This is a genomic window from Vogesella oryzae, from assembly GCF_902829295.1.
Taxonomy (GTDB): domain Bacteria; phylum Pseudomonadota; class Gammaproteobacteria; order Burkholderiales; family Chromobacteriaceae; genus Vogesella; species Vogesella oryzae.
In genome coordinates, this window is the sequence record NZ_CADEPL010000008.1 from 1 (window position 1) to 20,695 (window position 20,695).

General features: G+C 65.5%; 16 protein-coding genes and 1 other RNA gene. 15 read left to right on the plus strand and 2 right to left on the minus strand.

Features of this window, described 5'->3' with window-relative positions; genetic code table 11:
- The coding region (locus HU218_RS02775) for a translocation/assembly module TamB domain-containing protein (protein WP_174873427.1) at positions 1 to 3,779 on the plus strand (3,779 nt) is incomplete at its 5' end.
- A gap of 81 nt (positions 3,780 to 3,860) precedes the next feature.
- Here the strand turns inward: HU218_RS02775 and HU218_RS16995 are convergent.
- On the minus strand, positions 3,861 to 6,998 hold the full coding sequence (locus HU218_RS16995; protein WP_217450693.1) for a bifunctional diguanylate cyclase/phosphodiesterase: 3,138 nt from the start codon (positions 6,996 to 6,998) through the stop codon (positions 3,861 to 3,863).
- 120 nt (positions 6,999 to 7,118) lie between these two features.
- On the opposite strand from HU218_RS16995, the gene rnpB reads away from it, so the two are divergent.
- The 13 genes from rnpB (at position 7,119) to HU218_RS02845 (ending at position 18,294) form a co-directional block, all read left to right on the plus strand.
- Positions 7,119 to 7,473, plus strand: an RNA gene (gene rnpB / locus HU218_RS02785) — RNase P RNA component class A.
- Positions 7,474 to 7,654: 181 nt separating this feature from the next.
- On the plus strand, positions 7,655 to 8,683 hold the full coding sequence (gene dusB, locus HU218_RS02790) for a tRNA dihydrouridine synthase DusB (protein ID WP_174873429.1): 1,029 nt from the start codon (positions 7,655 to 7,657) through the stop codon (positions 8,681 to 8,683).
- A 24-nt stretch (positions 8,684 to 8,707) separates the two neighbouring features.
- Positions 8,708 to 8,944, plus strand: coding sequence for a helix-turn-helix domain-containing protein (locus HU218_RS02795; protein ID WP_174873430.1), 237 nt, complete (start codon positions 8,708 to 8,710; stop codon positions 8,942 to 8,944).
- A gap of 203 nt (positions 8,945 to 9,147) precedes the next feature.
- The gene (purH, locus tag HU218_RS02800; protein ID WP_174873431.1) at positions 9,148 to 10,725 is read left to right on the plus strand and encodes a bifunctional phosphoribosylaminoimidazolecarboxamide formyltransferase/IMP cyclohydrolase; all 1,578 of its coding nucleotides are present in this window, start codon (positions 9,148 to 9,150) and stop codon (positions 10,723 to 10,725) included.
- Positions 10,726 to 10,880: 155 nt separating this feature from the next.
- Positions 10,881 to 11,501 carry a lipid IV(A) palmitoyltransferase PagP gene (pagP, locus tag HU218_RS02805; RefSeq protein WP_246210705.1) on the plus strand — a complete coding sequence of 207 codons (621 nt, stop codon included), beginning with the start codon at positions 10,881 to 10,883 and terminating at the stop codon, positions 11,499 to 11,501.
- Positions 11,502 to 11,564: 63 nt separating this feature from the next.
- Positions 11,565 to 12,842 carry a phosphoribosylamine--glycine ligase gene (gene purD / locus HU218_RS02810; RefSeq protein WP_174873432.1) on the plus strand — a complete coding sequence of 426 codons (1,278 nt, stop codon included), beginning with the start codon at positions 11,565 to 11,567 and terminating at the stop codon, positions 12,840 to 12,842.
- A 153-nt stretch (positions 12,843 to 12,995) separates the two neighbouring features.
- Positions 12,996 to 13,682, plus strand: coding sequence for a hypothetical protein (locus HU218_RS02815; protein ID WP_174873433.1), 687 nt, complete (start codon positions 12,996 to 12,998; stop codon positions 13,680 to 13,682).
- Positions 13,679 to 14,209: a FlgO family outer membrane protein gene (locus HU218_RS02820; protein WP_174873434.1), complete on the plus strand. Its 531-nt coding sequence runs from the start codon at positions 13,679 to 13,681 to the stop codon at positions 14,207 to 14,209. Before HU218_RS02815 ends, HU218_RS02820 begins: the two co-directional genes overlap by 4 nt.
- A gap of 105 nt (positions 14,210 to 14,314) precedes the next feature.
- Positions 14,315 to 15,034, plus strand: coding sequence for a substrate-binding periplasmic protein (locus tag HU218_RS02825; RefSeq protein ID WP_174873435.1), 720 nt, complete (start codon positions 14,315 to 14,317; stop codon positions 15,032 to 15,034).
- 59 nt (positions 15,035 to 15,093) lie between these two features.
- Complete coding sequence (gene tsaC / locus HU218_RS02830) at positions 15,094 to 15,666, plus strand: L-threonylcarbamoyladenylate synthase type 1 TsaC (protein ID WP_174873436.1); 573 nt, start codon at positions 15,094 to 15,096, stop codon at positions 15,664 to 15,666.
- Between the two features lie 223 nt (positions 15,667 to 15,889).
- Entirely contained in the window at positions 15,890 to 16,879 is a 990-nt protein-coding gene (locus HU218_RS02835) for a GGDEF domain-containing protein (protein WP_174873437.1), read from the plus strand.
- Between the two features lie 76 nt (positions 16,880 to 16,955).
- The gene (locus tag HU218_RS02840) at positions 16,956 to 17,450 is read left to right on the plus strand and encodes a M48 family metallopeptidase (protein WP_174873438.1); all 495 of its coding nucleotides are present in this window, start codon (positions 16,956 to 16,958) and stop codon (positions 17,448 to 17,450) included.
- 94 nt (positions 17,451 to 17,544) lie between these two features.
- Positions 17,545 to 18,294: a YiiX/YebB-like N1pC/P60 family cysteine hydrolase gene (locus tag HU218_RS02845; RefSeq protein WP_174873439.1), complete on the plus strand. Its 750-nt coding sequence runs from the start codon at positions 17,545 to 17,547 to the stop codon at positions 18,292 to 18,294.
- Positions 18,295 to 18,390: 96 nt separating this feature from the next.
- Here the strand turns inward: HU218_RS02845 and HU218_RS02850 are convergent, their stop codons facing one another.
- Positions 18,391 to 20,001 carry a methyl-accepting chemotaxis protein gene (locus HU218_RS02850; protein WP_174873440.1) on the minus strand — a complete coding sequence of 537 codons (1,611 nt, stop codon included), beginning with the start codon at positions 19,999 to 20,001 and terminating at the stop codon, positions 18,391 to 18,393.
- A 146-nt stretch (positions 20,002 to 20,147) separates the two neighbouring features.
- On the opposite strand from HU218_RS02850, the gene HU218_RS02855 reads away from it, so the two are divergent.
- The gene (locus HU218_RS02855; protein ID WP_425509243.1) at positions 20,148 to 20,585 is read left to right on the plus strand and encodes a dihydroxy-acid dehydratase domain-containing protein; all 438 of its coding nucleotides are present in this window, start codon (positions 20,148 to 20,150) and stop codon (positions 20,583 to 20,585) included.
- Positions 20,586 to 20,695 lie beyond the last annotated feature (110 nt).

Consider the following 20,695-nt stretch of genomic DNA (forward strand, 5'->3'; position numbering starts at 1 on the left):
GCCAGCAACCATGGCCACCAGCGCCGCCGCCCCGCCGGCGCTGGTGGCCATGGTTGCTGGCGACGCCGCTGCTGCTACTGCTGGCGGCCGCCGCGCTGCTGGTCTGGCTCACTGCCAGCCAGGCCGGTTTTGCCACCCTGTGGCGCTGGGCCGATAGCCTCAGCGGCGGCAGTCTCAAGGTTGGCCGCAGCGAAGGCACGCTGTGGCAGGGCTTCACCCTGCAGCAGCTGTCCTGGCAGCGTGCCGGCACGCGGCTGGACATCAATCGGCTGCAACTGGACTGGCAACCGGCGGCGCTGTGGCGCGGCCAACTGCATATCCAGCGGCTGGCCATCGGCGCGATCCGCTATGCCGGCAAGCCGTCGGCCAAGCCGGTGACGCCGCCGCAGCTGCCGCGCTCGCTGGCGTTGCCGCTGCAACTGCGGTTGGACGAGCTGGCGGTAGACAGCTTCAGCCAGCCGGGGCGGCCGCTGCTGTCGGCATTGCGCGCCAGCTACCGTTACCAGTCTGGCCGCCACCAGTTCACCCTGCGCCAGCTGGATACGCCGTGGGGCGGTGCCACCGTCGGCTTTACCGTGCTGGATAGCGCGCCGTTCCGGCTGGCCGGGCAGCTGCGCTACCAGGGCGAGCTGGAGGGCGTGGCCGCGCGCGGCGAGCTGGCATTGGCCGGGTCGCTGCAGCAGCCGCATGTCTCCGGCGACATCACTGCGCAGGGGCTGCTGTTCAAGCTCGATAGCGAGTGGCGGCCGTTTGCCGCGGTGCCGTTGCAGCGGCTGCGCCGGCTGGAAGCGCGCGTCGGCGGCGTCAATCCGCAGGCGCTGCTGCCGGGGCTGCCACAGGCGCGGCTGGCGCTGGCGGTCAGCGCCGAGCCGCTGGATGCCGACTCGGTACAGGGCGGCATCTCGCTGCTCAACAGCGAGCCGGGGCCGGCATCGGCGCAGCGCATTCCGTTATCGCTGCTGTGGGGCGAATTCCGTATCGATGGCGATACCCTGCACCTGCCCGGCTTGCGGGCGCAGCTGGCCGGCGGCGAGCTGACCATCAGCGGCAGCGCCGCGGCCGACGCGCTGGCACTGGACGCGGTGCTGCACCACATCGACAGCCGCCAGCTGTATGCCTCGCTGCCGGCGCAGCTGATCGACGGCGAGCTGCATGCCGCCGGCCGCGCGCGCCAGCCGCAACTGCGGGTCAAGCTGGACAGCGGCGAGCTGGGGCTGGATGGCCGCCTGCGGCTGGCCGAGGCACCGCGGCGGCTGGAAGTGGCGGAACTGGCACTGCGCACCGGCCTCGGCCGCCTGCAGGGCGAAGGCAGCTGGCTGTTCGAGCGCCGGCAGCTGGTCTTTGCCGGCAAGCTGCAGGGCTTCGATCCGGCCAGGGTCGATCCACGTTGGCCGCACGGCAATATCAATGGCGCGCTGGACAGCCGGGCCGATCTGGCCGCCACGCCGCAGGGCGAGCTGGCGCTGAAACTGGCGGCCAGCCAGCTCGGCGGTGCGCCGCTGGGCGGCCAGTTCCGCCTGCAGTGGCAGCCGCAGCGCATCAGCCAGCTGCTGGCCGACCTGACACTGGGGCGCAACCGGCTGCAGGCCAGCGGCGCCTACGGCCATGCCGGCGACACCCTGGCGTTGCAGCTGGCGGCACCGCAGCTGTCGCTGCTGGGGCCGGCCTTCGGCGGCGAGCTGAACGCCAGCCTGCAACTGGCCGGTACGCCGGCGCGGCCGGACATCAGCGCCAAACTGGCGGCGCAGGCACTGCGGCTGCCCGGCGGCTTCAGCATTGGCAGCCTGCAGGGCGAGGGTAGCAGCGGTCTGCAGCAGGACAGCCCGTTCCGTGTGCAGTTGAGCGGCCGCGAGTTGCAGGCCGCCGGCCAGCGGCTGGACAGCCTGCAGCTGCAGGCCAGCGGCAACCGTGCCGCGCACCAGCTGCAACTGGATGCCCGCGGCCAACTGCAGGGCCAGCCGCAAACGCTGACGCTGGCGTTGGCGGGCGGGCTGGCGCCGCAAACCCTGCGCTGGCAGGGGCGGATCAGCAGCCTGCAGGCCGGTGGTGCGCTGCCGTTGCGGCTGGAGGCGCCGGCGACATTGCAGCTGGCCGCCGATAGCGTGACGCTGGGCGCCAGCCGCTGGCAGGCGCTGGGCACGCAGTGGCAACTGGCCGACAGCGGCTGGCAGCGCGGCAGCGGCTGGCACAGTAGCGGCCGGGTAAACAGCCTGGCGCTGGCGGCGCTGGCGCCGTGGTGGCAGCTACCGCTGCAGCAGGATCTGGTGCTGGCCGCCGACTGGGCGCTGGCCGGGCAGCAAGGTTGGCCGCAGGGCCATCTCAATCTGCGCCGCGAGCGCGGCGATGTGCAGCTGCCGCAGCAGGGGCGCAGCCCGCTGGCGCTGGGCCTGAGCCGCGCCGAACTGCAGCTGGGCCTGGGGCCGGCGGCGCCGCTGCGGCTGCAGCTGGACAGCCGTTTCGGTCGCGTCAGCGGCGAGGGCACCTTGCAGTTGCCGGCCAGCGGTCCGCTGGACGCGGCGCAGCTTGCCGCCCGCGTGCAGCTGGCCTTGCCGACGCTGGCGGCGTTCCGGCCGTGGCTGGGTAATGGCTACGATGTGGATGGTGCGCTGGATGCCGACGTGCGGCTGTCCGGCCCGCTGCTGGCGCCGCTGTATAACGGCGACATCCGCGGCCAGAAACTGCGTTTTAGCGAGCGCAAGAACGGCATCCGGCTGGAAGACGGCGTGCTGGCGGCGCGGCTGCAACAGCGCACGCTGCTGCTGGACAAGCTGAGCTTCGGCAAGCAGGGCGAATTGCAGGCCAGCGGCAGCCTGGCGCTGGACGGCGACCAGCCGGGCGCCGCCGTCAATCTCAAGCTGGCACGCTTCGCGCTGATCGAGCGCCCGGGGCGCCGTCTCAGCGTGTCCGGCAACAGCCGCATCACGCTGGAGCAGGGCAAGGTGTTCCTGCGCGGCGAGCTGGCGGTGGATCAGGCGCGCATGGAGCTGCCCAAGCTGGGCGGGCCGAGGCTGTCGTCCGACGTGGTGGTGGTTGGCCGCGAGGTGGCGGCCGATGACAACACCACCCTGCCGCTGGGGGTGGATCTGAACATCGCCCTCGGCAAGGACTTCCATTTCAGCGGCAACGGGCTGGATGCCTGGCTGGGCGGCAGCGTGCGGCTGCTGGCGGAGCCGGGCGGCGAGCTGCGCGCGCGCGGCCAGGTGAGCGTGGACAAGGGCCGCTTCAAGGCCTACGCCCAGGATATGGACATCGACAAGGGGCTGATTACCTTCAACGGCCCGCTGGACAACCCCTTGCTGGACATCCGCGCCACGCGGCGCAATTCCGCGGTCGGCGCCGGGGTGGAAATTACCGGTTCGGTGCTGCTGCCGTCGGTGACGCTGGTGGCGGACGAGGCGATGTCGGAGAAGGACAAGCTGTCCTATCTGGTGCTGGGGCGGGCGGCCACGCCGGGCGAGAGCGGCAACGACAGCGGCGGCGCCTCCGCCGGCGGCCTGCTGGCCGGCATGCTCAACGACCGCATCGGGTTGTTCGACGATGTCGGCGTGCAGTCGCGCGCCGCCAGCACCGGCAGCGACGGTACGGTGAACCCGGCCGAGCAGGTGGTGACGCTGGGCAAGCAGCTGACGCGCGAGTTGTACGTCGGCTACGAGTACGGCTTGAAGAGTGCCGAGCAGGCGGTGCGCCTCAGCTACCAGTTGTCGCAGAAGCTGTCGCTGATCGCCCGTGCCGGGCGTGAAGCCTCCAGCGAGGTGCGCTACACGCTGCGCTTCGACTAGACCGCTCGCAGACAAAGAAAGCTTGGCCGCATGCCGTTATGGCGCTGCGGCCAAGCTTTTTGACTGCCGGCGAAGCGGCAATCAGGCCAGCGCCTGCTGCGCCGCCACCAGTGCCGCCGCTTCCGGCAGCGGCAGCGGCTTGCCGGTGAGGTAGCCCTGTACCGTGTCGCAGCCCATCGCCAGCAGCGCGGCGAATTCCGCCTCGGTTTCCACCCCTTCGGCCAGTGCCTCCATGCCCAGGCTGCGAGCCAGGGTGATGATGGCCAGCACGATGGCGGCATTGTCGCGGCGGGTCGGCAGCTCGGTGACGAAGCAGCGGTCGATCTTCACCGTGTCAGGGGCAAAGTTTTTCAGGTAGGCCAGACTGGAGTAGCCGGTGCCGAAGTCGTCTACCGCCAGCCGTACTCCCAGCTGTTTCAGCTGCTGCAGCGTTTCCTGCACCACCCCGGTTTTTTCCAGCAGCGCGTTTTCGGTGACCTCGATCTCCAGCTGTGCCGGCGGCAGGCCGCAATCGTGCAGGATGCGGCCAACCTCGCCGGCAAAGCCCGGCTGCGCCAGTTGCCGCGGCGAGGCATTGACGGCGATGGTCAGTGGCGCGGCGCCGTCACGTGGCCAGGCGGCGGCGATATTGCACGCCTCGCGCATGACCCATAGCCCGATGTCGACGATCAGGCCGGAGTCTTCCGCCACCGGGATGAACTCGGTGGGTGGCGTGCTGCGCCCGTCGCGGTCGGTCCAGCGCAGCAGCGCCTCGAAGCCGGTGAGGCGGCGGTTGGCCATGTGGAATTTCGGTTGCAAGGCCAGGTGCAGCTCGCCGTGGCCCAGCGCCTGCCGCAGGCGGCTTTCCAGCAGCAGCCGCTGGTTGGCTTCCTGTGTCATCTGCAGGGTAAAGAAGCGGAAGCTGTTGCGGCCGCTGGCCTTGGCGTCATACATCGCCATGTCGGCGTTCTTCAGCAGCAGCTCGGCGCCGTGGCCGTCGTCCGGATAGATGGCGATGCCGATGCTGGCGCTGATCACCAGCTGCTGGCCGCCGAGCGAGAACGGCGCCTGCAGTGCTTCCAGAATGCGCTCGGCCACGCTGGCGGCCTGGGCGCTGTCGGTCAGCTCCGGCAGGATGATCACGAACTCGTCGCCGCCGGTGCGGCCAACGGTGTCCATGTCGCGCAGCTCGCCACGGGTGCGCTGCGCCACTGCCTTGAGCAGCGCATCGCCGGTGGCATGGCCCAGCGAGTCATTGATGTTCTTGAAGCGGTCGAGATCCATGAACAGCACCGCCACCTTGTGGCTGGCGCGCTGGGCGATGTGCAGCGATTGCTGCAGACGGTCGGCCAGCAGCAGGCGGTTGGGCAGGTCGGTCAGGTAGTCGTATTCCGCCAGGTGCTGCACCCGCGCTTCGGCTTCCTTGCGCTCGCTGATGTCGGCAAACAGCGCCACGTAGTGGGTGAGCTGGCCGTGCTCGTCGCGCAGCGCGCTGATGGTCAGCCACTCCGGATACACCTCGCCGTTCTTGCGGCGGTTCCACACCTCGCCGCTCCACTGGCCGCGGGCGCGCAGGTGATTCCACATGTCCTCGTAGAACTGCTGGTTGTGGCGGCCGGAAGACAGTAGCGACGGGCTGCGGTCCAGCACTTCGGCCTCGGTGTAGCCGGTAATGGTGCTGAAGGCGCGGTTGACGGCCACGATGCGGCTGGCGGCATCGGTGATCAGGATCGCCTCGGTACTGGCCTCGAATACCTTGGCCGCCAGCCGCAGCTCATGCTGTTGCGCCACGCGGGCACTGATGTCGCGCGCGGTGGCGCACTGGTAGCGCTCGCCGCCAAAGCTGATGCCGGAGTACTGCACTTCGACGGTGAGGCTGCCCTGGCGGCTGTCCAGTACCAGTTCCAGCTGCCGGCCGTCCTCGGCGGCGGCCACAAACAGCTGTTCCAGTGCCGCGGCATTGGGCGGCGCGAAGCAGTCGCGGGCGCGCTGGTTCTGGTACACCACGTGGCCGCGCGCGTCGCGCAGCACGATGATGTCGGCGGCGCTGTCGTTCATGTGGCGGGTCAGTTCGATGTCGCGGGCGCCGGCTTCCAGCTGGCGTTGCTTTTCTTCCAGTTGCTGGCGGTATTCGTTGGCCAGCCGCCGCAGCCAGCGCGAGTAGTACAGCGAGAACAGCAGGGCCAGCAGCAAGGTGGCGGCAAAGATGGCGCTGGTGGCGATGATGCGGTTACGCATGGTGGCGGCCAGCAGGCCGGCATCGCTGTAGCTGTAGCTGCTGGTCAGTTGCTCGGTGGGGGCGATCGCCAGGATGCGCCAGCCCCATTGCGGCATCTCGCTGAGGTAGGCGGTGTAGGCGACGCGGCGCGCGCCTTCCTGTTGCACGAAGCTGAACACGCTACCAGAAACGGCTGTGGTGGCCAGTGCCTGCAGCTGGTTGTTGCCGTCCGGTGGCGGCAGGCTGCCGTCGAACGCCAGCAGGCTCTTGCCCTGGTGATTGAAGACACTGAAGCCGCTGCGGCTGCCCAGGATGTGCTGTTTGGCCAGCAGCGCCAGCCCTTGCCGTTGCAGGTCGGCCTCGACGTTGGGCACGTACTCGCCGCCGCCGATCAGCCAGCGGTAGGGAGCGAAGTAGCGGGCATAGGCGATTTTCTCGGCCATGACCGACTCGTCCGGGCGGAACCAGCGGTAGCTGGTAAAGCCGGCCTGCTGCGGACCGCTGACGGCGTGGATCAGCGCACGCATGATGTAGGTGCCCTGGTCGTCGCGGTTGTCGAGCAGCGACGAGCCTTCGCGTTCCGGCGCAGTCGGCAGCAGCAGGCAGTCGCCGTTCATGCTGTCGATAAAGAAATAGCCGCGGCCCTCGAAGTAGCGCAGCGGCCGCAGCGATTCGATGATGTCGCGCTGGATGTGCTCCGGCGGGTGGCTGCCCTTCTGCCGCTGGTATAGCGCGGTCGCCAGCGCGTAGGCGCTATCGACCTGCTCGCGGATGCGCTGCCGCAGCAGCTGCTGGGTCTGGCCGTGCAGGCCTTGCAGCAGCACGCGGCCCTGTTCGCCCCAGGCGCGCATGAAGGTCTGGCCGCGCAGGGTGGCCTGCTGCTGGCTGGTGGCGCGTTCGGCCTTGTAGTCCTGCAGGTGCTGGTAGAAGAAGAATCCGGCCAGCAGCAGGACAACGGCCGTCACCGCTCCGAGCATGCCGAAGAGCTGGAGTCGGGCCAGTTTGTTCTGGACGCGATGCATGTGTGTGGTTTCTTGTATAGGCGGGGGGTGGCTCGATTATATTGAGGCGCTGCCGCGCCCGGGTGATATTTGTCAGCGCCGGCAGCTTTATGACAGCGTATGGAGTACAATCCGCGCCGGGGAGTCGGCCAGACAGTCGCCGCGTGCTTGCACGGGGAGGAAAGTCCGGGCTCCGCAGGGCAGGATGCTGGCTAACGGCCAGGCGTCGTGAGGCGACGGAAAGTGGAACAGAGAGCTGAACCGCCGATGGCCTTGGTAACAAGGCACAGGCAAGGGTGAAAAGGTGCGGTAAGAGCGCACCGCGGACGCAGTGATGCGGACGGCAGGCTAAACCCCATCCGGAGCAAGACCAAATAGGGGTACATTGGCGTGGCCCGCGCTGTACCCGGGTAGGTTGCTTGAGACTGTCGGTAACGGCAGTACTAGAGGAATGACTGTCCAATGACAGAACCCGGCTTATCGACCGACTTCCCACCCCCATTCCCGGCTGCGCAGCGCGCGGCCAACGCGCCCGACACGGGCGCTTTTCGTTTCCGGCGGCAGGCATTGTTGCTGGCAATTGTCATAGCTTAAAAAATAGGCAAAAAGCTTTTTACCGGCGTGACAAAAGGCAGTACAATGGCGACCCTTTTCCGCTGCCATCCCTTTATTTTGCAATGCAAATCGGCCCCTACCAGCTCAAGAACCGCCTGATCGTGGCCCCGATGGCGGGCGTCACCGACCGGCCGTTCCGCATGCTGTGCAAGCAGATGGGCGCCGGGATGGCGGTATCGGAAATGATCACCGCCAACAAGGCGTTGTGGACCACGCCCAAGACCTTGCGCCGTGCCAATCACGAAGGCGAGGTAGAGCCGATCGTGGTGCAAATCGCCGGCGGCGAGCCGCAGATGCTGGCCGATGCCGCGCGGCTGAACGTGGAACACGGCGCGCAGATCATCGACATCAATATGGGCTGCCCGGCGAAGAAGGTGTGCAATGTGGCCGCCGGTTCGGCGCTGCTGCGCGATCTCGCCAACGTTGGCCGCATCCTCGAGCAGGTGGTGAAGGCAGTGGATGTGCCGGTGACGCTGAAGACCCGCACCGGCTGGAGTAGCGAAGTGAAGACCGCGCTGCAGGTGGCGCGCATGGCGGAGGATGCCGGCATTGCCGCCCTCGCGCTGCACGGCCGCACCCGCGAGGACATGTACCGCGGTGCCGCCGAGTACGACACCATCGCCGCGGTGAAGCAGGCGATCAGCATTCCGGTGGTGGCCAACGGCGACATCGACAGCCCGCAAAAAGCCAAGTACGTGCTGGAGTACACCGGCGCCGACGCCATCATGATCGGCCGTGCCGCCCAGGGCCGGCCGTGGATCTTCCGCGAAATCCAGCATTACCTGGACAGCGGCGAGCTGTTGCCGCCGCCGCGCATCGCCGAGATCGCGGTGGTGATGCAGGCCCACCTTACCGAGCTGTACGACTTCTACGGCGAATACAGCGGCTGCCGCATCGCGCGCAAACATATCGCCTGGTATACCAAAGGGCTGCGCGGCAGCAATGACTTCCGCCAGGCAATGTACAAGCTGGAAAGCACCGCCGAGCAGCAAGTGGCGGTGGCAGATTACTTTACCTGGCTGGCGGAGCATTCCGAACGGCTGGAATACCTGGCAGACAGCGTGGCCGAGGCCGACGCGGTGGCCGATTGAGAACCCGGAATAGTCGATAACATCATGCAAAACAATGACGATATTTCCTTGAGCGTGCGCCTGGCGATGGAACAGTATTTCCGCGACCTGGACGGGGAGACCCCGGCTGCCATCTACGACATGGTGCTGGCCTGTGTGGAAAAACCGCTGCTGGAAGTGGTGCTGACCCACACCCAGGGCAACCAGACGCGCGCGGCCGAACTGTTGGGCCTCAATCGCAACACCCTGCGCAAAAAGATGAAGGCGTACGACCTGATCTGATTCACCAGCCATCCGGCCAGCCGGGTGGCTTTTATTTTGACTAGCGAACTCCCCTGCAAGGCAGGGGCGGGGGCGATGAAGTTATCAATAAGGTTGATCACCAGTACTGGCCGGCGCCGTGGCGCCAGCCGGTAGACAGCAAGATTTGAGTTGGCCGCGGGCGTGCCCGCTGCCACGTGTTACTTTGAAGACGGTAGAAAACCATGACCAAGATCGAACGTGCGCTGATCAGCGTTTCTGACAAAACCGGTGTGCTGGAGTTTGCCCAGGCTCTGGCCGGCTTTGGTGTCGAAATCCTCTCCACCGGCGGCACTTCCAAGCTGCTGCGTGATGCCGGCGTGCCGGTAATCGATGTATCCGACTACACCGGTTTCCCGGAAATGCTGGACGGTCGCGTCAAGACCCTGCACCCGAAAGTGCACGGCGGCATCCTCGGCCGTCGCGACCTGCCGGAGCACGTGGCCACCATGCAGGAACACGGCATCGGCAATATCGATCTGGTGTGCGTCAACCTCTACCCGTTCGAAGCCACCATCGCCAAAGATGACTGCACGCTGGAAGACGCCATCGAGAACATCGATATCGGCGGCCCGACCATGGTGCGCTCCGCCGCCAAGAACTGGCAGCACGTGGCTATCGTCACCGATGCCGTGGACTACGTGGCGCTGGTTGAAGAGATGAAGGCCAACGCCGGCAAGCTGTCCAAGCTGACCCGTCTGAACCTGTCGAAGAAGGCGTTCACCCATACCGCTGCCTACGACGGCGCCATCTCCAACTACCTGACCAGCCTGGCCGAAGGCGTGGACAGCGGCGTGCCGGAACGTTTCGCCTTCCCGAACCGCCTCAATGCCCAGTTCGTGAAAGTGCAGGACATGCGCTACGGCGAGAACCCGCACCAGGCCGCCGCCTTCTACCGCGATCTGGACCCGGCTGCTGGCTCCATCGCCAACTACCGCCAGCTGCAGGGCAAGGAACTGTCCTACAACAACATCGCCGACGCCGATGCCGCCTGGGAAGCCGTAAAGACTTTCGACGCCCCGGCCTGTGTGATCGTCAAGCACGCCAACCCGTGCGGCGTGGCCATTGCTGCCGACACCCTGACCGCCTACAAGCTGGCGTTCGCTACCGATACCACCAGCGCCTTCGGCGGCATCATCGCCTTCAACCGCCCGGTGGATGCCGAAACCGTGGAAGCGGTAACCGGCCAGTTCCTGGAAGTGCTGCTGGCACCGGCGTTCACCGCTGAAGCCAAGGCGCTGATCGCGGCCAAGAAAAACGTGCGCGTGCTGGAGATTCCGCTGGAAGCCGGTGCCAACCGCTTCGAACTGAAGCGTGTCGGTGGTGGCGTGCTGGTACAGACCCCGGACATCCGCAACGTCGGCCTCGACGAGCTGCGCGTGGTGACCAAGCGTGCCCCGACCGAACAGGAAATGGCCGACCTGCTGTTCGCCTGGCGCGTCGCCAAGTACGTGAAGTCCAACGCCATCGTGTTCTGCAAGAACGGCCAGACTGCCGGTATCGGCGCCGGCCAGATGAGCCGCGTCGATTCCACCCGCATCGCCGCGCGCAAGGCGCAGGATGCCGGCCTGACACTGCAGGGTGCGGTGGCCTCCAGTGATGCCTTCTTCCCGTTCCGCGACGGTATCGACGTCATCGCCGAGCAGGGCATCAAGGCCATCATCCAGCCGGGCGGCTCGATGCGTGACGACGAAGTGTTCGCCGCCGCCGACGAGCACGGCATCGCCATGGTGCTGACCGGCGTGCGCCACTTCCGTCACTAAGTGATGGCGCAAAGGTTGGCCGCATGCGGCCAACCTTTGTTAACACTCTGCCAACAAACTGCCATGCCACGGAATGTTGCAGTGCAGTAAAATGCCAGGTTTTATTCTTGATCCCGCGGTTGCTGTTGGTCGCCGCGGGGAAGAAAGGTTTGGCAGTGAAAGCAGTAACCCGTGCAGTAGCCGTGGCCGTTGTGGCGATGACCATCAGTGTGCCGGCTTTTGCCAGCGAAGCCGCCGGTCAGTCCGGCAAGCAGGACGACCTTGCGGCCAACTTGCTGGAAAGCAGCCGCCGTGCCGGTGACAAGACGCTGGAAAACATGGCCGAGACCTGGGGGTCGTCGGATTACGAGCTGTACATCCCGCTGCATACCTGGCACAACCGTGCGATGTACAGCGCGGAGAAAATCCGCAGCTACAACGAAAACCCGTGGGGGCTGGGGGTCGGCAAGTACCGTTACGATGCCGACGGCAACTGGCAGGCCTGGTATGCGATGGCGTTTCTCGATTCGCACCACGATGTCGAGCCTATCGTCGGCTACGGTTACCAGAAAATCTGGCGTCCGGGCGGCGACTGGCGACTGGGCGCCGGGGTGACTGCCGGCCTGACCATGCGCAGCGATTACAACTATGTTCCGCTGCCGGTGGTGTTGCCGACGGTGTCGGTGGAGTATGGCCGCTTCTCGCTGCAGTCCACCTATATTCCGGGTGCGGCAGGCGCCGGCAATGTATTGTTTACCTGGGCGCGTTGGCAGTTGTCCGACAAGCCCGGACGATGAGTTAGCAAAATGCGGTGATGGCAAGGGGCAGACCCGCCATCACCCAGATGGAGAGCACACAGCATGAAAATCCTGGTAATCGGTTCCGGCGGCCGTGAACACGCGCTGGCCTGGCGCATTGCGCAATCCCGCCGCGTGTCCAAGGTGTTTGTGGCGCCCGGCAATGCCGGTACCCAGCTGGACCCGAACCTGACCAATGTGCCCATTACCGCCATTGCCGAACTGGTCGAGTTTGCCCGCGCCGAGAAAGTGGAGCTGACCGTGGTCGGCCCCGAGGCACCGCTGGCTGCCGGCGTGGTGGATGCCTTCCGCGCCGCCGGGCTGAAAATCTTCGGCCCGACGCAATACTGCGCGCAGCTGGAAAGCTCCAAGGACTTTGCCAAGGCCTTCATGCAGCGCCACGGCATTCCCACCGCTGGCTACGAGACCTTCACCGATGCCGCTGCAGCCCACGACTACGTTGGCCGCAAGGGCGCGCCGATCGTGATCAAGGCCGACGGCCTGGCTGCCGGCAAGGGCGTGGTAGTGGCGATGACGCTGGACGAAGCGCATGCCGCCATCGACGACATGCTGGTCGGCAACAAGATGGGCGATGCCGGCGCGCGCGTGGTGATCGAGGACTTCCTGCAAGGCGAGGAAGCCAGCTTCATCGTGATGGTGGATGGCGAGCACGTGCTGGCGATGGCCACCAGCCAGGACCACAAGCGGCTGAAAGACGGCGACCAGGGCCCCAACACCGGCGGCATGGGCGCTTACAGCCCGGCACCGGTGGTGACGCCGGAAATCCACGCCCGCGTGATGCGCGAGATCATCCTGCCCACCGTGCGCGGCATGAAGGCCGATGGCCATGCCTACACCGGCTTCCTGTACGCCGGCCTGATGATCGATGCCGACGGCAACCCGTTCACCATCGAATTCAACTGCCGCTTCGGCGACCCGGAAACCCAGCCGATCATGGCACGCTTGAAGTCCGACTTCACCGTGCTGCTGGAGGCCGGCGTCAACTGCAGCCTCGACAAGGTGGAAGCGGAGTGGGACCGCCGCGTGGCGATGGGTGTGGTGCTGGCCGCCGACGGCTATCCGGAAGCGCCGCGCAAGGGCGACCTGATCAGCAATATCCCGGCCGCTACCGAAGAAACCATGACCTTCCATGCCGGCTCCAGCTTCGATGCCGCCGGCCAGCTGGTGACCAGCGGCGGCCGTGTACTGTGTGTGGTGGGGCTGGGTGACAGCGTGCGCATGGCACAGCAGAAAGCCTATGCCGTGGCCGACCAGATCGAGTTTGCCGGCAAGCAGCTGCGCCGCGATATCGGCAACCGCGCCATCGGCCGCCAGAAGTAAGCGGCCAACCCGGCTGAGACAACGGCGCCTGCGGGCGCCGTTGTTTTTTGCAGTGGCCGGAGCACTGATCATGCTTTGTGATATCAGTTCGTGCCGTTTTGTATGATGAATGCGCTATTCTTATGTCGTTGCCTACATCATTGAGAAATCTTCATGAAATCAAACGTTGCTGTTTCATTGCTGCTGGGGGCGCTGCTGACATCCGCGTGCGCGACCCAGACGCTGGATGTGCCACGGGCTGACAACTACGCCGCTTCTTCGCAGAAAAAGGCGAGGGCAGTGCATCACTGGGAGGTATTGGCGGAGGATGTGGCAACACGGGTCGCAGACAAGCTGCAAACCAAAGCGCTGTCGAAGGCGGTCTATGTAGTGCCGGTTGCCAATTCTGCTTTTCATCAGGGTTTCAGAAAGCTGCTTATTAATCAGTTGCTTGCTAAAGGTGTAGAGGTTGCTACCCGTCCCGGCGCTGACTGTGTCGACCTCAAGGTAGATGCGCAATTGGTGCGCCATAACAGTAGTGCAGGCAATAGCGTGCAGCTGAAGGCAACATCGCTGGCTGCCGGTATCGCCGTGCTTCGTGATCTGACCTTCCAGCATTCAGCCACTGCCTATACCTTGATCGGGTTGGCTGCAGGGGCAGGGATTGATGCGGCTAACCTCTCCCTCAATGGCACTGCTAGCGGAGGGCCAACCCGGACGGAGGTGTTGATTACCACCGAGGTAGAAGCAAATCAGCGATATATCGCCAGCACATCGGACGTGTATTACATCGAGCGTGAAGATGCAGGTCTCTACACGGCGCAGGAGCCAATGAACAGCTGGAAGGTGGTGGGACAATGAGAGCGCTTTTGGCTGTATTGATGCTGAGTTTTGCACTGGGTGGTTGCGCATCGGTAGAACCGACCCAAGTGCGCAGCAATCTGATCGCGGCTAACTATGAGGCAGTTGATGCCCTGCTGGCTGGCATGCCGTTGACGACTGACCAACCCTTGCTGGTGGCAACACTGGTCAATGTCGATGTATTGACCGAGTCGTCGCGGCTGGGTCGCTTGTTCTCCGAGCAGATTGCAACACGCTTGACCAAACGTGGCTTCCCGGTGAAAGAGTTGAAGCTGCGTGAAAACCTGTTCATGAAACAGAACGAAGGCGAGTTGTTGCTATCGCGTGAAGTCAGCGAAGTAAGTAAAGCGCACAATGCTCGTGCCGTTGTGGTGGGTACATATGCAGCGTCAGGCAGCATGTTGTATGTCAACCTGAAGCTGGTGCATCCGAGTGGCAATATTGTGCTGGCGGCACACGATTATGCGTTACCGCTGGACAATAATATTCGGGACTTGCTGGGGCAACGGAAGACTTCACCATTCTGACGTTCTCCTGATGGAGTCTGGCCGCCGCTTAGGCGGCCATTGTTTTTCTGGCGCGCAGTTTGTTGCTGTCTACACTCAGAACATGCCACCACGGGGGAGTCTGCCATGCGTCGCCTTGCTCTCTGCCTGCTGCTGGCGGCTACCGGCTACGTGGTCGCCGAGCCGCTCAACCTCAAACTGCTGACCGAAGACTATCCGCCGTTCAATATGCCACTGCCGGGCGGGCAGATCGGTGGCTCGGCGACCGATATCGTGCGCGAGCTGCTGCAGCGCAGCGGTATCCGCTACAGCATCGAGTTGCTGCCGTGGCTGCGCGCCTATAACCGCGCGGTCATGGAACCGGCCACCTGCGTGTATGCCACCACCCGTACCGAGCAGCGCGAGCCCCAGTTCAAGTGGATCGGGCCGGTGGCGGAGACTTCCTGGGTGCTGTACGCGCGCAACGACAACCCGCGGGTGCTGAACAATCTGGAGGATGCCCGCAATTTTCGCCTGGGCGGCTACAGTGGCGATGCGCTGGCGCAGTACCTGATCGCGCGCAATTTCGATGTCGACCTGGCCAACAACGATGTGCAGAACGTGCGCAAGTTGCAGGCCGGGCGCATCGACTACTGGGCCACCGGCAAGTACAGCGGCGCCCTGCTGCTGGCGCGCGAGAAAATCAGCAATGTCCGGCCGGTGCTTACCTTCAACACCACCTTCCTCTATCTGGCCTGTAATGTCGGCATGAACGACCAGCTGGTGTCCCAACTCAACGACACACTGCGCAAGATGCAGAAAGACGGCACTGTCGCTAAAATCAACGCCCATTATCTGCCCGACTGAACGGGAACCAGGCGCGCCGTGGCGCAGTCTGTTCCCCGTTGTCCCGACTGCCATCTGCCGTGAGAAAACTTTTGCCGCAACTACCGCGCGCTGCCGCGCTGCATACTGCCCGTGCCCGTTTCCGTCATGGCGGGGTGCTGGCCTACGCCACCGAGTCCTGCTTCGGCCTGGGTTGTGACCCGTTCAATGTGCATGCCATCCGCCGCATCCTCGCCATCAAGGCCCGTCCCAACCACAAGGGGCTGATCGTGATTGCGGCCAACCTGGCGCAATTGCGGCCGCTGATCCGGCCGTTGACGCCGGCGCAGCTGGCGGTGGTCAACCAGTACTGGCCCGGGCCGTATACCTTCCTGCTGCCGGCCTCGCGCCGGGTGCCGCACCTGCTGCGCGGCCGCCACGACAAAATCGCGGTGCGCATCACCGGCCACGGCCCGGCTGCCGCGCTGTGCCAGGCGCTAGGCTCGCCGCTGGTGTCCACCTCGGCCAACCGCGCCGGGCAGAAATCGCTGCGTACCGCCCGCGCCTGTCGCATCGCGTTCGGCGAGCGCGTCCACACCTTGTCCGGACGCATCGGCAAACGCCGCAAACCTTCTACCATCATCGACCTGGATAGCGGCCGCGTGCTGCGTTGATCCCGAGGAGCCAAAGTGCAGGAAATTTCCATGTTCAGCCTGATCCTTCATGCCAGCCTGCCGGTGCAGCTGGTGATGGCAGGCCTGGCAGTGCTGTCGCTGCTGTCCTGGGCGGTTATCTTCAACAAGCTGGCGGTACTGGGGCGTACCCGCCGCGCCACCCAGGACTTCGAGCAGAAGTTCTGGAGCGGCGTCGACCTGAGCAGCCTGTACGACACGCAATATGGAGCCGGCCAGCCAGACCATTCTGGCGCCGCTGCTGGAAAGCAGCGGCAGCAAGTTGGGCTTCATCGCCAGCTGCCAGCTGGACCACGACGGCAGCCTGTACCTCGACATCCTCGGTCTGGCGCAGAACGACCCCGTCGCCATGGCCTGGCTGCTGCCGCTGCTGCACAAGCACGAGGGCAGCTACCGCTTGTACGGCTTCGACCACATCCTCGCCTCGGCACTGAGCGAGGGCGACCCGCTGGTGATCAACCAGCCGCGGCTGTTTGCCGAAGACGACACCCGGCTGGCGCAGCTGACCTCGCTGCTGGCGATTCCCTGTTTCTGTCACGGTACGGTAAAGGGGCTGATGGTGCTGGCCGACCGCCCGGACGGCTACGAGCAGGAGCTGGTGGCGCAGCTAGCCACCCTGGCCGACAACATCGGCTCGCTGCTGCACGTGCGCGATCTGGAGCTGGCGCGGCAGGCGGCAGAGGCCGAGCTGGCACGGCAGGCCAGTGTCGATCCGCTGACCGGCCTTGCCAACCGCCGCGCCTTTCTGGAGCGCTGCCAGGGTGCGCTGCAGCTGCTGCAGCGTTACCAGACCAGCTTCAGCGTGCTGATGCTGGATCTGGACCACTTCAAGCTGATCAACGACGGCCTGGGCCATGCCGCCGGCGACTACGTGCTGTGCGAGATTGCCCAGCTGCTGCGCCAGCAGCTGCGCGATACCGACCAGATCGCCCGCTGGGGCGGCGAGGAGTTCTGCATCCTGCTGCCAAAGGAAGACGGCGAACGCGCCCTGCAGCTGGCCAACCGCCTGCGCGATGCCATTGCCAACCTGGAATTGAGCTGGCATGAACGCATGATCCAGCTCACGGTCAGCATCGGCGTCGCCGGCATGCTGTCGCCGCAGGACAATATCGACACCCTGCTGGCCCGCGCCGACCAGGCGCTGTACGCCGCCAAGCTGGCCGGGCGCAACCGCTGCCTGCAGGCCGACGACTAGTGCCGCGGCGGCATGGCAGGCGGGTCGGCGGTATCTGCCGCTGTCGCGATCCCGTGCCAGACAGTACCATCGTGCCATGACCACACTTCACTACCTGAACGGCTACCCCGCGGCGCTGCTGGAGCGCATCCAGGCCCTGCTGGCGCAGGGGCAGCTCGGCCCCTGGCTGGCGCGCAAGTATCCTGAGCGCCACGACATCCAGACCGACAAGGCGCTGTACCAGTACGTGGCCGAGCTGAAACAGCGCTACCTGAAGAACGCCCCGGCCATCGCCAAAGTGCAGTTCGACAGCCAGCAACACCCGGTGAAAGGCACGCTCGGCACCAATACCTTCGTGGCGCGGGTGCAGGGCGGCAAGCTGAAGAGCAAGAACGAAATCCGCGTTGCCGCATTGTTCCGCGAGGCACCGGAAGCGTTTTTACGCATGATCGTGGTACACGAGCTGGCGCACCTGAAAGAAAAAGACCACAACAAGGCGTTCTACCAGCTGTGCTGCCACATGGAACCGGACTACCACCAGCTGGAGTTCGACATGCGGGTGTGGCTGACCTGGCGCGAACGCACCGAATAGCCGTCCCGGCCGCCACGCGGGCATGAGCCGGTGTCCCGCGCCGGATCGCGCGGCGGCAGCGCGCCACGGCACCGCAGACTGACGAGGGCCCGCCATGCTCGACCAAATCCTCCACGCCATCGGCCGCGCGCTGGCGCGCTACCTGAGCAAGCCGCTGAAGTCATACGCGCCGGTAGCCACCATCCCGCCGGAGAAACTGGCGGCGATACTCCAGCCGGGCGACGTGCTGCTGGTGGAAGGGCACTCGCGGCTGAGCATGGCAATCAAGTACCTGACGCAATCCACCTGGTCACATGCCGCGTTCTATGTCGGCAACCACGCACCCGGCAGTGATGGCCCGATGCTGATCGAAGCCGACGTGCAGACCGGAGTCCGGCTGGTGCCGCTTGCCACCTATGCCCATCTGCACACCCGGGTCTGCCGGCCGGAGAAACTGCAGCCGGGCGATCTGGAACGGATAATCGGGGACGCACTGCAACGGGTGGGGCAAAGCTACGACCTGAGGAATATTGTCGATCTGGCCCGTTACCTGTTACCGGCACCGCCGGTGCCGACGCGCTGGCGGCGGCGGATGATCGCGCTGGGTGCCGGCGACCCGACCAAGGCCATCTGTTCGACCCTGATCGCGCAACTGTTTGCCAGCATCCACTACCCGATCCTGCCGGAGATACGGCATATCGCGGTTGACCACCCGGGGCGGGCAGCCTGTTACCGCGAGATCCTGCATATCCGCAACTACCGGCTGTTTACCCCGCGCGACTTCGATATTTCGCCGTATTTCCAGATCATCAAACCGGAGCGGCCGACCGATTTCGACTACCGCACCCTGGACTGGGATGACTGAGGACGCGCGCGGGCATCACGCGTCCTGGCGGGCGGACAGGGCAGCCCGGCGGGCATTACCCCGCAGCGGGCTTGCGGCCAACCTTGCCGCGGCAAATCAGATGCGGAAGCGGTTGACCGCCACGCGCAGCGATTCGGCGCGGCGGTAGATGTCCTCCACCTGCTGCACCGCGTTGTCGGCGGCAGACAGCGCGTCTTCCACCACCCCCGCCACCTGCTCCACGCTGCCGGCAATGCTGGTGCCGGCCTTGCTCTGCTCCGACATCGCCAGCGCCACCGCGCGGATGCGCTGCAGCGAGTCGTGGGCCCGCTCGTTGATGCTGCCCAGCGCCTGCGATGCTTCCTGCACCTGCTCCACCCCCAGCGCCACCGACGGCGAGATGGCCTGCACATGCTCGGTCACGCTGCCGGTTTCCGCCACCACCGCCTGCACGATGCTGGAAATTTCGTCGGTGGCCAGCGCGGTGCGCTCGGCCAGCTTGCGTACTTCGTCGGCCACCACGGCAAAACCGCGGCCGGTTTCGCCAGCACGCGCCGCCTCGATCGCCGCGTTCAGTGCCAGCAGATTGGTCTGGTTGGCGATGTCGCGGATGGTCTCGGCAATGCCGCTGATGTTGCGGGTGCGCTCGGACAGCGATGCCACCAGGCCGTTGACCTCGCCCACCTGGCCGGAAATCTGCCGGATGCTGCCCATCGCCTGCCCGGTCAGGCCGACGCCGCTGGTCGCCTGCTCGGCGGTCTGCTGCGCATCGCTCTCGGTTTCGCGTGCGCTGGCGGTAACGTGATCGATGCTGACCGACAGTTGCTCGATGGCCGCGGCAGCGGAGGAGGTGGACTCGCTGGCGCTGTGCGACACCGCCCGCAGGTGCGACATCTGGCCCTGCAGCGCCTCGCCGGCATCGGCAATCTGTTCACTGTCGTCACGAATCTGCTTGATGATGTGCGCCAGGCCGGCCTGCATCTGCTGCATGCTGCCCAGCACGCTGTTGGCCGGGCCGCGTACTTCCAGTTGCTGCGTCAGGTCGCCTTCGGCAATGCGGCCAACCACGCTGGCGGCGTAGGCCGGATCGCCACCCAGCGAGCGCAGGATGCTGCGCGCCATGAACTGCGCCAGCACCCCGACCACCACCACGCCCAGCACCGCCAGCAGCAGCATGGTGCGCGCCTCGTGCCAGAATACGGTGTCGATGTCATCGACGAAGAAGCCGGTGCCGATCACCCAGCCCCACGGCTGCACCCGCACCACGCCATTGAGCTTGAGTAGCTCCTCGTTGCCGCCGGGGCGGGCGGCGGTGATATACACCATGCCGTACGGCTGCGCTTTCAGCGCGTCTTCGTAGACCTGCACCGAGGTACGACCGTCCGGCGTCTTGCCACCGTCATCGACCTTGCCAATACGCTCGGCCTTGGGATGCAGCAGCATCACGTTGCCGCTGTCGCGGGCAAAGAAGTACATCTCGTCATTGCGGATCATGCCCAGCGTCTTGAGCGCCTGCTGTTTGGCATCCGCTTCCGGCAGCTTGCCGTCCTGCGCCAGCTTCACCTGCTGCGCCACCACGTGCTCCGCCACCTTCAGCAGGTTGGTGATCTGCAGTTCCTTTTCATTGACCAGCGTGCGGTGAATGGCATGCAGGGCAAAGCCGCCCAGCAGCACCAAGCCCAGCAGGCTGGCGGCAATCAGCACCAGCAAACGTGTCGAAAGCTTCATCTTGTCTCCCCTGATTTGGCGTTATGGTCTTGCTATGACATTAGCAGCAGTAAAGCCCACCCGTTACGGTTTCCGGTCAGCGGGCGGGTAGGGCGGGGGGGGCCCGGGACAAGAACGACCGGCTGGGGGGTTCAAGGCGGGGGGGGGTGAAAAAAGTTTTGGGGGCGGGGCCCCGCTCCGGGGGCCCGCGTGCCAACGGCATGCCGGAACTGCACAAGCTGCCCCCGCCGCTGGGCGTGCTGCAGGAGCGCGGCTTCAAGGTAGCGCTGGTCACCGACGGCCGCATGTCCGGCGCTTCCGGCAAGGTGCCGGCGGCGATCCACGTGTCGCCGGAAGCGCTGCTCGGTGGCGACATCGGCAAGGTGCAGAACGGTGACCTGGTGCGCCTGGATGCCGACAAGGGCGAGCTGACGGTACTGGTGCCGGCCGCCGAATGGGCGGCCCGCCAGCCGGTGCAGGCGGATCTGGCCCGCAACCAGTTCGGCACCGGCCGCGACCTGTTCGCCGGCATGCGCCAGTTGGCTACAGCGGCGGAAGAGGGGGCGATGACCTTCTCGCACCCGCTGTGGACGCAGCAGGGCTGATCGCATTACGCAATGATTCAGAAGGTTGGCCGCAGCCAGCCATTAACAAGGGCCGCTAACAAAACCCCGCATCGCATCTGCGCCAAGGTGGCGCAACGCAGGATCAGGGG